This is a genomic window from Streptomyces sp. NPDC085932, assembly GCF_044540525.1.
Classification (GTDB): Bacteria; Actinomycetota; Actinomycetes; order Streptomycetales; family Streptomycetaceae; genus Streptomyces; species Streptomyces levis.
The window spans coordinates 793,836-806,507 of record NZ_JBITSJ010000004.1; the positions used below are offsets into that span (position 1 = coordinate 793,836).

Here is a 12,672-nt window from a genome sequence, read left to right on the forward strand (position 1 = left end):
TTGCACAGTGTTGTGTAAATGCACACCCATGTGCAAATCAACGAGGAAGGCACCCCTGCCATGCGACTCGTCGTGACCGAACCGGCCGAGAGGATGGACCGCCCCTACCCGCGTCGCTGGTGGGCGCTGCTCGTGCTCTGTCTGAGCCTGCTGATCATCGTGATGGCGAACACCGCCCTCACCGTGGCGGCGCCCGCGATGACCGAGGACCTCGGCCTGTCCAGCGCCGACCTGCAGTGGGTCATCGACGGCTACACCGTCCCCTACGCCGCGCTGATGCTGCTGCTCGGCGCGATGGGCGACAAGTACAGCCGCCGGGGCGCGCTGGTGCTCGGGCTGCTCGTCTTCGGCGGCGGGGCCGTCTCCGGTTACCTCGCCGACAGCGCCACGGCCGTCATCGCCGCGCGTGCCGTGATGGGCGCCGGAGCCGCGATGATCATGCCCGCCACGCTGTCCCTGCTCGCCGCGACCTTCCCGCGGGCCGAGCGCGCCCGCGCCATCACCCTGTGGACCGCCACGGCCGGACTCGCCATCGCGGCCGGGCCGCTGGTCGCCGGGGCGCTGCTGGAGCACCACGGCTGGTCGTCGACGTTCCTGATCAACGTCCCCGTCGCCGCGCTGGCACTCGTCGGCGCGTTCGTCCTGGTCCCGCCGTCCAAGGCCGCCGACCGCGGCCGCATCGACCTCGGCGGCGGGCTGCTGTCCGTGGTGTGGATCGCGGCGCTGGTCTACATGATCATCCAGGGGCCGCACTTCGGCTGGGGCACCGAGGCGATCACGGCCGCGGTCGTCGCGGGCGCCGCACTGGTCGCCTTCGTGGTGTGGGAGCTGCGGCATCCCCACCCGCTGCTCGACGTGCGCCGTTTCGCCGACCGGCGGTTCGCGGGCTCCAACCTGGCCGTCGCGCTGTTCTTCCTGGCCGTCTTCGGGGCCTTCTACTACCTGACGCAGCACCTGCAGTTCGTCCTCGGCTACGACGCCCTGGACACCGGCGTGCGGATGCTGCCGCTGGCGGGCGCCGTGTTCGCCGGCTCGGCCCTCACCGGGTACCTGACGCCGCGGGTCGGCATGAAGTGGACCGTCACGGCCGGCATGGTCGGCGGTACGGCGGCGCTGGCCCTGCTCACCCGGGTCGACTCCGGTTCGGCGTACGGCGACTTCGTCGTGCCCCTGGTGGTCCTGGGCCTCGCGATCGGGCTCGCGCTCTCGCCCTGCACGGACGCGATCATGGGGGCCTTCCCGGAGTCGCAGCTCGGTGTCGGCGGCGCGGTCAACGACACGTCGCTGGAGCTGGGCGGATCGCTCGGCATCGCCGTCCTCGGCTCACTGCTGGCGACGTCGTACTCCGGACACCTCTCGGACGCGACGGCCGGCAGCAAGCTGCCCGCGTCCTCGCTGGAGACGGCCCAGGACTCCGTCGGGGCGGGGTACGCCGTGGCACAGGGCATCGGCGACAAGGCGCGGCAGCTGGCCGAGCAGGCCGCCGGTGCGAGCGACCCGCAGCAGGCCGAGCGGCTCAAGGCGCAGGCCGAGCAACTCGCGGGCGGAGCGCGGCAGATGACCGACGCGGTGGGTTCCTCGTTCGCCGACGCGGTCGCCCACACCAGCCTGGTCGGGGCGGTGGTCCTGGGCGTCGGCACGGTGATCGTGGCGCTGCTGCTGCCGGGCCGGGGAGAGCCGGAGGCGGAGCCCGCCGTCGAGGAGCGGAAGCCGGAGAACGCCGGGGCGCGCTGAGGTGTTGCCTTGACCTCGGCGTCAAGGATTACGTTCGGTGCCATGCGAATCGGCGAGCTGGCCGCACGCGCCGGAACCACCACGCGGACGCTGCGGTACTACGAGGCACGGGGGCTGCTGCCCGCGAGGCGTGAGGGCAACGGGTACCGGACGTACGACGAGTGCGATCTGAGGCTGCTGGAGCAGATCCGGACGCTGCAGGACTTCGGGTTCGGCCTGGAGGAGACACGGCCCTTCGTGGAGTGCCTGCGCGCCGGGCACCCGGAGGGCGACTCCTGTCCGGCGTCCCTCGCGGTCTACCGGCGCAAGCTGGACGAACTCGATGCGCTGATCGGCGAGTTGAGCGCCGTGCGCGACACGGTGGCGCGGCAGCTGGCGCGGGCCGAGCTGAACGCCGAGGCCGAGGCTCCGGGCGGTCCGGAGCCCCGCTGTGAACTGGGGAGGCACCCGTGGTGACCGAAGTGACGGACGCGGACTTCGAGGCCGAGGTGATCGGCGCGGATCTGCCGGTCCTGGTGGAGTTCACCGCCGACTGGTGCCCGCCCTGCCGGCAGATGGCGCCGGTGCTGAAGGCGCTCGCCTTCGAGCAGGGCGACCGGCTGAAGGTCGTGCAGCTGGACGTGGACCACAATCCGCTGACCACCAACGCCTACAAGGTGCTGTCCATGCCGACGTTCCTGGTGTTCCGCGACGGCGAGCCCGTGAAGTCGATGGTGGGCGCGCGGGCCAAGCGGCGGCTGCTGGAGGAGCTCTCCGACGTGCTGTGAGCGACCGGCCCGGAGCACGGAAAAACCCCCGAGCAATTGGCCCGGGGGTTTTTCTCGCGTATATTGATTCATTCGTGCCTGCACGTAAGTTGAAGGCACGGTGAAGTTCAGTGAGCACAGTATATCCGGGCGGGAGCGGAATTGTCAAACACCGAATTTCCGGACGATGAATTGCGCGAGGAACAGGAATTCATCGACGGGTTGTACGCGCGCGTGGACGCGCTGCGCGGCGACGCCGAGACCTCCGTCACGGACGCGCTCGCGCAGGGCAACACCCCCATGCAGGCCAGACTCGAACGGGACATCCTCGTCGCCGAGCGCTCGGGGCTGCTCGCCGCGCTGAACGCGGTGGACGGCTCCCTGTGCTTCGGCCGGATCGACCTCACCTCCGGCGTCACCCACCACATCGGCCGCATCGGCCTGCGCACCGACGACGCCGAGCGCACGCCCGTCCTGATCGACTGGCGCGCCGACGTCGCCCGGCCCTTCTACCTGGCCACCGGCCACACCCCGATGAGCCTCAGGCGGCGGCGGCACATCGCCACCGAGGGCCGCAGGGTCACCCATCTGCACGACGAGATCCTCGACCTCGGCGACGAGACCCGCACCGGCCACGAGGACCCCACGGGCGACGCCGTGCTGCTCGCCGCGCTGAACTCCGCGCGCACCGGCCGCATGAGCGACATCGTCCGGACCATCCAGGCCGACCAGGACCGCATCATCCGCGCCCCGCACCGCGGCGTCCTCGTGGTGGAGGGCGGCCCGGGCACCGGCAAGACGGCCGTCGCCCTGCACCGCGCCGCCTACCTGCTCTACGAGCACCGCGAGCTGCTGGCCAAGCGCGCGGTGCTGATCGTCGGGCCCAACCCGGCGTTCCTCGGCTACATCGGCGAGGTGCTGCCCTCCCTCGGCGAGACCGGCGTGCTCCTCGCGACCGTCGGCGAGCTGTACCCCGGCGTGAAGGCGACCGCCACCGACACGCCCGAGGCGGCGGCGGTGAAGGGCCGGGCCGGCATGGCCGACGTGCTCGCCGAGGTCGTCCGCAGCCGGCAGGCGCTGCCCGACCCGGTGATCGCCATCGAGCACGACCGCGAGGTCCTCATGCTCGACGACGGCCTGGTCAACGTCGCCCGCGAGCGCACCCGTGCCGCCAAGCTGCCGCACAACGCCGCCCGCGAGCACTTCGAGGGCCACATCCTCAACACCCTCACCGAGCTGTACGCCGAACGCATCGGCACCGACCCCTTCGACGGGTCCAGCCTGCTCGACCCCAGCGACATCACCCAGATCCGCGACGACCTCGCCGAGAACCCCGAAGTGTGGGCCGCCATCGACCAGTTGTGGCCGGTGCTGACCCCGCAGCGGCTCGTCGCCGACTTCCTCGCGGCGCCCGAGGAGTTCCTGCCCGCCGAGGACGCCGACGCCGTACGCCGCCCGGTGACCCGGCGCTGGACCGTCGCGGACGTGCCGCTGCTCGACGAGGCCGCCGAACTGCTCGGCGAGGACGACCGGCTGGCCCGCGAGCGCGCCGAGCGGGAGCGGGAGCGGCAGATCGCCTACGCGCAGGGCGTGCTGGACGTGTCGTACGCGTCCCGGACCTACGAGTTCGAGGACAAGGAGGAGGACGACCCCGAGAGCTCCGAGGTGCTGTCCGCGCACGACATCATCGACGCCGAGCGGTTCGCCGAGCGGCACGAGGAGGACGACCACCGCAGCGCCGCCGAGCGCGCGGCGGCCGACCGCACCTGGGCGTTCGGGCACATCATCGTCGACGAGGCGCAGGAGCTGTCGCCGATGGCGTGGCGGCTGCTGATGCGGCGCAGCCCGACCCGCTCGATGACCCTGGTCGGCGACCCCGCGCAGACGGCGGAGGCGGCCGGGGTCGGCTCCTGGGACGGCATCCTCGCTCCTTACGTGGAGGATCGCTGGGAGCACACCCGGCTGGGCGTCAACTACCGCACCCCGGCCGAGATCATGGACGTCGCCGCCGCCGTGGTCCGCGCCGAGAACCCGGCCTTCGAACCGCCCAGCTCGGTCCGCTCCACGGGCGTACGCCCCTGGGCCCGGGCCACCGACGACCTGCCCGGCGCCGTCGCCAAGGCGGTCGGGGAGCTCACCCCGGCCGAGGGACGGCTCGCGGTGATCGCGCCGCGCGACCTCCACCGGGGCATCGCCGCGCGCCTGGACGGCGTGACGGCGGGCGCCGAACCCGACCTCACGCGGACGGTCGTCCTGCTCGATCCGCGCCAGGCCAAGGGCCTGGAGTTCGACTCGGTCCTGGTGGTCGAGCCCGGCCGGTACGGCACCAGCGACCTGTACGTGGCCCTGACCCGGGCCACCCAGCGTCTCGGCGTCCTGCACACCGGGGAGCTGCCCGCATCCCTGGCGCAGGCACTCGGGTAACCCTCGAAGCGCCTACCCCAGCTGGGACCTCGGATCCCGCAGGGCGTGCCACAGCCCGGCGCCGAGGGGGACGACCGTCAGGGCGAAGAAGACCCAGAACAGGAACCCGGCCCCCGGGGCGAGGTCGTGGACGGTGCCGTCTTCCCACACGCAGGAGGCGCGTGGGGGGAAGGCCTTGGAGACCCCGGAGACCGCGCCGCTGCCGATGACGCCCTCCTGGAAGGGCTCACGCGGGCAGGGGGCGGTCTCCGGGAACAGGAACGGATCGTCCGCGGTCACGATGTACGCCCAGGTGGCGGCCGAGAGCGGCGCCGCCCAGAACACCGAGGTCCGTACCCACAGGGGCAGCAGCGGATGCGTCAGCAGCCCGCGCAGCGCGACCAGGGCGACCACCAGCCCGGCGAAGACCGGCAGCAGCGTCATGACGTCACGGGTGCCCTGCGCGCCCGCAGCTCGCTCGCGCCGCCGGCGCCGATGGCGAGCAGGGCGGCGGACAGGGCCAGGACCGCCGTCGTCCCGTTCATCCACCCGTAGTCCGGGTCACTGGCGTAGACGGAGCCGTCCTCGCGGACGCAGTCGAAGCGCAGCGGCAGGTAGGAGGACCGGTGGTGGCTCAGCCCTTCGACCGTGGCCGGGTCGAAACCGTCGCGGCAGGCCGGGGCCGGGACCGAGTTCGCCCCGTCGTTGAAGGCCGACTCCGAGTCCAGTACGGCGAAGAGGCCGAGGGAGTACACGGCGGCGGCCGCCCACGCGGCGGCCGCCGCGGCCCGGCGCATCAGATGCACGGACCACGGCTCGGGCCGTCCGGGCAACGCCATGGCGACGGCCCCCGCGGCGGCGACGAGCGCGGCGACGGCGCAGACCGCCGCGAGACCGAGACCCACCAGCACGGGCCTCAGCCCTTTCCGGACCGGCGGGGAAGTGGGGTGGCAGGCATGCGGCCACCCCACCACTCCCGGAGGAGACGGGCTGTGACGGAGGCCACTCCTCCGGTCACACCCCTGTCACAGGCCGCCTACGCCGGGCGCAGCCAGACCGTCGCCAGCGGTGGCAGGGTCAGGCGGATGCTCGCCGGACGGCCGTGCCAGGGCTGGGCCTCGGGCTTGACCGGGTCGGGGTTGGTGACGTCACTGCCGCCGTAACGGGCCGCGTCGGTGTTGACGGCCTCGTGCCAGGCGGGGACGTCCTCCGGCACGCCCAGCCGGTAGTCCGGGCGGACCACCGGCGCGAAGTTCGACACCGCCAGCAGGGGATTTCCCTCCGGGTCCAGCCGGAGGAACGCGAGCACGTTGTCGTCGGCCGCGTCACCGGCGATCCACTCGAACCCCGCCGGGTCCGTGTCCAGCCGCCACAGCGCCGGGGTGGCGCGGTAGACGGTGTTGAGGTCGCGGACCAGGTCGCGCACGCCCCGGTGGTCGGCCTCCGCCCCGTAGCCCGGATCCAGCAGCCACCAGTCGGGACCGTGGGCCTCGGACCACTCGGCGCCCTGCGCGAACTCCTGGCCCATGAACAGCAGTTGCTTGCCCGGGTGGGCCCACATGTAGCCGAGGTAGGAGCGCACCCCGGCACGCTGCTGCCACCAGTCGCCCGGCATCTTCGACACCAGGGAACCCTTGCCGTGCACGACCTCGTCGTGGGAGATCGGCAGGACGTAGTTCTCGCTGTACGCGTACACCATCGAGAACGTCATCTCGTGGTGGTGGTACTTGCGGTGCACCGGCTCGTGGCTCATGTACTGCAGCGAGTCGTGCATCCAGCCCATGTTCCACTTCAGGCCGAATCCGAGCCCGCCGAAGCCGCTCGGGCCCTTGTGGTGGGTGGCGCGGGTGACGCCGTCCCAGGCGGTGGACTCCTCCGCGACGGTCACCACGCCCGGCACCCTGCGGTACACCGTCGCGTTCATCTCCTGGAGGAACGCCACCGCGTCCAGGTTCTCCCGGCCGCCGTGCTCGTTGGGCGTCCACTGCCCCGGCTCGCGCGAGTAGTCGAGGTAGAGCATCGAGGCGACCGCGTCCACGCGCAGCCCGTCGATGTGGAACTCCTCGCACCAGTACACGGCGTTGGCGACGAGGAAGTTGCGCACCTCGTTGCGCCCGAAGTCGAACTCCAGCGTGCCCCAGTCGGGGTGCGCGGCCCGCAGCGGATCCGCGTGCTCGTACAGGGGCCGGCCGTCGAACTCGGCCAGCGCCCAGTCGTCGCGCGGGAAGTGGGCCGGCACCCAGTCCATGATCACGCCGATGCCGGCCTGGTGCAGCTTGTCGACCAGGTACCGGAAGTCGTCCGGCGTGCCCAGGCGGGCCGTCGGCGCGTAGAAACCGGTGACCTGGTAGCCCCAGGACCCGCCGAAGGGGTGCTCGGCCACGGGCATCAGCTCGACGTGCGTGAAGCCCAGGTTCTTCACGTAGCCGGGGAGCTGCTCGGCGAGCTGACGGTAGGTCAGGCCCGGCCGCCAGGACGGCAGGTGGATCTCGTACACCGAGAACGGCGCCTCGTGGGCCGGGGCCTCCGCGCGCCGGGCGAGCCACTCGGCGTCGCCCCACTCGTACCGCGAGGACGTGATGACCGACGAGGTCGCGGGCGGGACCTCGGTCCGGCGGGCCATCGGGTCCGCCCGCATCGTCTTCGAACCGTCGGACCGGGTGATCTCGAACTTGTACAGCTCGCCCTCGCCGACGTCCGGCAGGAACAGCTCCCACACGCCCGACGAGCCGAGCGAGCGCATGGCGTGCCCGGTGCCGTCCCAGAAGTTGAACGTGCCGGCCACGCGCACGCCGCGCGCGTTCGGGGCCCAGACCGCGAAGCGGGTGCCGGTCACGCCCTGGTGGGTCATCGGGTGCGCGCCCAGCGCCGTCCACAGCTCCTCGTGCCGGCCCTCGCCGATCAGGTGCAGGTCGAGGTCGCCGAGCGTGGGCAGGAAGCGGTAGGCGTCCTCGGTGTCCAGCAGCGTGCCCTCGTACTGCACGAGCAGCCGGTACTCCGGGACCTCCCGCAGCGGCAGCAGCCCGGAGAAGAAGCCCTCCCCGTCGGCGTGCAGTTCCGCCCGCACCTCCCCGGCGACGACGGTCACGGACAGGGCGTACGGCCGGAACGCCCGGAAGGCGATGCCGCCGGGCACGGGGTGGGCGCCGAGCACGGAGTGCGGGTCGTGGTGCGTGCCGCTCAGCAGCCGCTCGCGGTCCCCGGCGTCCACGGCGGGCGAGACGGCGATCTCCATCTCCGGGGGCACGGCCTGGACCGGAGCGCCCTCGACGACGGTGGCCTTCCCGGCGGGCGCCTTCTTCGCGACGCCCTTCTTGGCACCCGCCTTCTTCCCACCGGAGACCACCGACGACTTCTCGGCAACGGCCTTGGCGGCGCTCGCCTTGCCGGCGGCTTTGGTGGCGGCGGCTTTGGTGGTGGTCGCCTTGCCGGCGGCTGCCTTGGTGGTGGTCGCCTTGCTGGCGGCGGCTTTGGTGGTGGTCGCCTTGCTGGCGGCGGCTTTGGCGGCGGTCGTCTTGGCGGCGGCGGCTTTGGTGGCGCTCGCCTTGGCGGCGGCCTTGGTGGTGCTCGCTTTGCTGGCGGCGGCCTTGGTGGTGGTCGCCTTGCTCGCTGCGGCTTTGGTGGTCGTCGCCTTGGCGGCCGCGGCCTTCGTGGCGCTCGTCCGGCCCGTCGCGGCCTTCGTCGTGGTGGCCTTCCTGGCCGTCGCCTTCTTCGCGGCCGTCCCCTCGACGGGTGTCTCGGCCGCCGCCTTCTTCGCGACGGCCTTCTTCGCGACGGCCTTCTTCGTGGTCGTCTTCGCCGGGGCCGCCGTCTTCCTGGCGGCAGCCTTCTTCGCGGCGGCCGTCCCCTTCTTGGCCGCTGCCTGTTTCGGCACCGCCGTCTTCTTCGCGGCGCTCTTCTTCTGCGCGGCCGTGGGCTGCTCGGGGATCTTCTCCCCGGCCGTCCCCTGGGGACGCGGACCGCTGGACTCAGGGCGGGGGGTCACGGGCGGAGCCTCCTGGGCGAAGGTGGGTCAGTCAGGTCAGGTGGCCGGACGCGGCGAGCCGGTCTATGGCGGCCAGCGGCACCGGCAGCCAGTCGGGACGGTGCCGGGCCTCATAGACCACCTCGTAGATCGCCTTGTCCGTCTCGTAGGCGCGCAGCAGCACCGGGTCGGTGCGCGGATCGCGGCCGGAGGCGTCCGCGTAGCCGGAGCAGTACGCGGAGCGGCAGGTCTCGGCCCAGTCCGGCTGGGGCGGGTCGGCCGAGCGCGCCGCGTAGTCGAAGGACCGCAGCATGCCGGCGACGTCCCGCACGGCCGGCTGCGGCATGCGCCGCTCGGCCAGGGGCCGGGCCGGTTCGCCCTCGAAGTCGATCACCTTCCACTCGCCGGTGGGCGAGCGCAGGCACTGACCGAGGTGCAGATCGCCGTGCACCCGCTGCGCGGTCCAGGTGCGGCCCTCGGCGGCCAGATCGCCCAGCGCCGTGAACGCCGACCGCAGGCCACCGGCGTACGGGCGCAGCGCGGGCACCGCCTGGACGGCCGCGTCCAGGCGCTCGATCATGCCGTCCACCATCAGCCGCACCTGCACATGACCGAGCGTGACCGTGGGCAGCGCACGGGCCAGCGCCGTGTGCACCTCGGCGGTGGCCCGCCCCAGCGCCCGCGCCTCCGCGGCGAAGTCCTCGCCCTTGGCCAGCTCGCGCAGCGCCAGCTCCCAGCCGTCGGAGGCGCCCTGCACGAACGGCTGGAGCACCCCCAGCACATACGGCTGGCCGGCCAGGTCCACCGGGCCCGTCGAGACGACCGGGTCCGCGGCGGGGTCCACGTCCGCCACCATCCAGGCCGTCGGCGCGGGCACCCGGGGGCAGCCCTCGCGGGCCAGGGCCAGCGGCAGTTCGAGGTCCGGGTTGACCCCGGGCACGATCCGCCGCAACAACTTCAGGATGAACGTATCTCCGTAGACGATCGACGAGTTGGACTGTTCCGCGGTCACCACGCGCGGTACCAGCCCGGACCGGATGTCCTGGCCGGGGTCACGCTCGAAGCGGAGCGCGCCGATGCGGGCCCGGGTGCGCAGCGCCTCCAGGAGCAGCTCGGCGGGCCGGGTGTCGTGCAGGGCGTCGTAGACCGTCCGGCCGGCCAGTGGGCCCGCCGGCACATGTCCGATGAGCGCGGGCGCCAGCCGAGGCGGCAGCGCCTCGCGCACGCCTATGAGCAGCTGGTAGCAGTCGCCGGGGTGGCCGGGTGCACCGTGGGACGGCACGAGTGGCTGGTGGGCGCGGACGAGCAGGTGGTACAGCCCGAGCTTGGCCGAGGGCGGCAGCAGCTCGGTGGCCTCGACGAGCGTGAACCCGGTGACCGGCCGTCCCTTGCCCGCGAACCAGCGCTGTCGCGGCAGCCATTCCCGCAGCAGTGGATCGAGGGAGGCAAGAAGGCCGGGCGGGGTGGTGACGGTGCGTGTGACGGCTTCCGACATGGCGTCGCGTCCTTTCACCCATTTCTAGGTGCGCCTCCGGGCGCTGCGGCCGGCCCCGGACGGCGCCCCTTCCGGCTCACGCGGGTGGGTGGGGTGTTACTGATGCGTGCCCCGGGCGGGGCGGAGGAAACGCCCCGCCGCCGGGGTTTGCGGCCTGCCCCGCGCAACAGGCCCGATCAGGCCGGAACCGGCCTCATACGGCGTCCCTGCGCAGCCGGAACCAGTAGAAGCCGTGCCCGGCCAGCGTCAGCAGGTACGGCAGCTCACCGATCGCCGGGAAGCGCACCCCGCCGAACAGCTCCACCGGGTGCCGGCCCTCGAAGGCGCTCAGGTCCAGCTCCGTGGGCTGCGCGAAACGCGAGAAGTTGTTCACGCACAGCACCAGGTCGTCCTCGTACTCCCGCAGGAACGCCAGCACCGCCGGGTTGCTCGACGGCAGCTCCGTGTAGGAGCCGAGTCCGAAGGCGGGATTCTGCTTGCGGATCTCGATCATGCGGCGGGTCCAGTGCAGCAGCGACGACGGCGAGGCCATGGACGCCTCGACGTTCGTCACCTGGTAGCCGTAGACCGGGTCCATGATCGTGGGCAGGAACAGCCGCCCCGGATCGGACGACGAGAAGCCCGCGTTGCGGTCGGGCGTCCACTGCATCGGCGTGCGCACCGCGTCCCGGTCGCCGAGCCAGATGTTGTCGCCCATGCCGATCTCGTCGCCGTAGTACAGGATCGGCGAGCCCGGCAGGGACAGCAGCAGGGCCGTGAACAGCTCGATCTGGTTGCGGTCGTTGTCCAGCAGCGGGGCGAGCCTGCGGCGGATGCCGATGTTGGCGCGCATCCGCGGGTCCTTGGCGTACTCGGCCCACATGTAGTCGCGCTCTTCGTCGGTGACCATTTCGAGCGTGAGCTCGTCGTGGTTGCGCAGGAAGATGCCCCACTGGCAGCCCGAGGGGATGGCCGGGGTCTTGGCCAGGATCTCGGAGACCGGGTAGCGCGACTCGCGGCGCACGGCCATGAAGATGCGCGGCATGACCGGGAAGTGGAACGCCATGTGGCACTCGTCGCCGCCGCTCGGATAGTCGCCGAAGTAGTCGACGACGTCCTCGGGCCACTGGTTGGCCTCCGCCAGCAGCACCGTGTCGGGGTACTGGGCGTCGATCTCCTTGCGCACCCGCTTCAGGAAGTCGTGCGTGGCCGGGAGGTTCTCGCAGTTGGTGCCCTCCTCCTGGTACAGGTACGGCACCGCGTCCAGCCGGAAGCCGTCGATGCCCAGGTCCAGCCAGAACTTCAGCGCGGAGATCATCTCCTCCTGCACGGCCGGGTTCTCGTAGTTGAGGTCCGGCTGGTGGGAGAAGAAACGATGCCAGTAGTACTGCTTGCGGACCGGGTCGTAGGTCCAGTTGGAGGCCTCGGTGTCGACGAAGATGATGCGCGCGTCCTGGAACTGCTTGTCGTCGTCCGCCCACACGTAGTAGTCGCCGTAGGGCCCGTCGGGATCCTTGCGCGACTCCTGGAACCAGGGGTGCTGGTCGCTGGTGTGGTTCATGACGAAGTCGATGATCACGCGCATGCCGCGCTGGTGCGCGGCGTCGACGAACTCCACGAAGTCCGCGAGGTCGCCGAATTCCGGCAGCACGGCCGTGTAGTCGGAGACGTCGTAGCCGCCGTCGCGCAGGGGCGACTTGAAGAAGGGCGGCAGCCACAGGCAGTCGACGCCGAGCCACTGCAGGTAGTCGAGCTTGGCGGTCAGACCCTTCAGGTCACCGACGCCGTCGCCGTTGCTGTCCTGGAAGGAGCGGACGAGCACCTCGTAGAAGACGGCGCGCTTGAACCACTCCGGGTCGCGGTCCCTGGCGGGTGTGTCCTCGAAGGTGTCCTGCACGGGTTCGTTGACGATCATGTTGTGGGTGACCCTCCGATCTGCGGGTGGGACGGTCGCAGAACCGAGAAGACGTGCGCGGGACGGTGGCCCGGCTCCAGGCGCACATAGTTGGCCCTGCCCCAGTGGTAGGTCTCGCCGGTGAGCTCGTCGCGCACCGGCACCGACTCGTGCCAGTCCAGGCCGAGTTGCGGCATGTCCAACGAGACCGTGGCCTCCTGGGTGTGGTGCGGGTCGAGGTTCACGACCACCAGAACCGTGTTCGAACCCTTCCGCTTCGAGTAGACGATCACCGCTTCCTGGTCCGCGTGGTGGAAGTGGAGGTCGCGCAGCTGCTGGAGGGCCGGGTTCTCCCGCCGGACGGTGTTGAGCCGGGTGAGCAGGGGGGTGAGGGTGCGGCCCTCGCGTTCGGCGGTGTCCCAGTCGCGGGGGCGCAGCTGGTATTTCTCGGAGTCGA

The 12,672-nt window shown here is 71.8% G+C and carries 10 protein-coding genes; 4 read left to right on the forward strand and 6 right to left on the reverse strand.

The window, feature by feature from the left end:
- Positions 1-60: 60 nt before the first annotated feature.
- From ACIGAQ_RS23970 to ACIGAQ_RS23985, 4 genes are all read left to right on the forward strand, one after another.
- Complete coding sequence (locus ACIGAQ_RS23970; protein WP_399785838.1) at positions 61-1,734, forward strand: DHA2 family efflux MFS transporter permease subunit; 1,674 nt, start codon at positions 61-63, stop codon at positions 1,732-1,734.
- A 42-nt stretch (positions 1,735-1,776) separates the two neighbouring features.
- On the forward strand, positions 1,777-2,190 hold the full coding sequence (locus tag ACIGAQ_RS23975) for a MerR family transcriptional regulator (protein ID WP_362278660.1): 414 nt from the start codon (positions 1,777-1,779) through the stop codon (positions 2,188-2,190).
- Positions 2,187-2,501, forward strand: a complete 315-nt coding sequence (locus tag ACIGAQ_RS23980; protein ID WP_362278661.1) for a thioredoxin domain-containing protein — start codon at positions 2,187-2,189, stop codon at positions 2,499-2,501. The genes ACIGAQ_RS23975 and ACIGAQ_RS23980 overlap by 4 nt, the downstream gene beginning before the upstream one ends.
- 123 nt (positions 2,502-2,624) lie before the next feature.
- Positions 2,625-4,904: a HelD family protein gene (locus tag ACIGAQ_RS23985; RefSeq protein WP_399785934.1), complete on the forward strand. Its 2,280-nt coding sequence runs from the start codon at positions 2,625-2,627 to the stop codon at positions 4,902-4,904.
- Between the two features lie 12 nt (positions 4,905-4,916).
- Here ACIGAQ_RS23985 and ACIGAQ_RS23990 read toward each other — a convergent pair whose 3' ends face one another.
- The 6 genes from ACIGAQ_RS23990 to ACIGAQ_RS24015 all read right to left on the reverse strand — a co-directional run.
- Entirely contained in the window at positions 4,917-5,327 is a 411-nt protein-coding gene (locus ACIGAQ_RS23990) for a hypothetical protein (RefSeq protein ID WP_399785842.1), read from the reverse strand.
- Positions 5,324-5,794 carry a hypothetical protein gene (locus ACIGAQ_RS23995; RefSeq protein WP_399785845.1) on the reverse strand — a complete coding sequence of 157 codons (471 nt, stop codon included), beginning with the start codon at positions 5,792-5,794 and terminating at the stop codon, positions 5,324-5,326. Before ACIGAQ_RS23995 ends, ACIGAQ_RS23990 begins: the two co-directional genes overlap by 4 nt.
- 125 nt (positions 5,795-5,919) lie before the next feature.
- Positions 5,920-8,868: a 1,4-alpha-glucan branching enzyme gene (gene glgB, locus ACIGAQ_RS24000; RefSeq protein WP_399785848.1), complete on the reverse strand. Its 2,949-nt coding sequence runs from the start codon at positions 8,866-8,868 to the stop codon at positions 5,920-5,922.
- A 31-nt stretch (positions 8,869-8,899) separates the two neighbouring features.
- Positions 8,900-10,342, reverse strand: a complete 1,443-nt coding sequence (locus tag ACIGAQ_RS24005) for a maltokinase (RefSeq protein ID WP_399785851.1) — start codon at positions 10,340-10,342, stop codon at positions 8,900-8,902.
- Positions 10,343-10,535: 193 nt separating this feature from the next.
- Positions 10,536-12,236, reverse strand: coding sequence for a maltose alpha-D-glucosyltransferase (gene treS / locus ACIGAQ_RS24010; protein ID WP_399785854.1), 1,701 nt, complete (start codon positions 12,234-12,236; stop codon positions 10,536-10,538).
- A partial coding sequence (locus tag ACIGAQ_RS24015; RefSeq protein WP_399785856.1) for a DUF3459 domain-containing protein occupies positions 12,233-12,672 on the reverse strand: 440 nt, incomplete at its 5' end. The genes ACIGAQ_RS24015 and treS, both read right to left, overlap by 4 nt.

Coding starts and splice junctions, on each gene's coding strand:
- treS (WP_399785854.1), bottom strand. CDS start 12,236: ATGATCGTCAACGAACCCGTGCAGGACACCTTCGAGGACACACCCGCC.
- ACIGAQ_RS23970 (WP_399785838.1), top strand. CDS start 61: ATGCGACTCGTCGTGACCGAACCGGCCGAGAGGATGGACCGCCCCTAC.
- ACIGAQ_RS23990 (WP_399785842.1), bottom strand. CDS start 5,327: ATGACGCTGCTGCCGGTCTTCGCCGGGCTGGTGGTCGCCCTGGTCGCG.
- ACIGAQ_RS24005 (WP_399785851.1), bottom strand. CDS start 10,342: ATGTCGGAAGCCGTCACACGCACCGTCACCACCCCGCCCGGCCTTCTT.
- ACIGAQ_RS23975 (WP_362278660.1), top strand. CDS start 1,777: ATGCGAATCGGCGAGCTGGCCGCACGCGCCGGAACCACCACGCGGACG.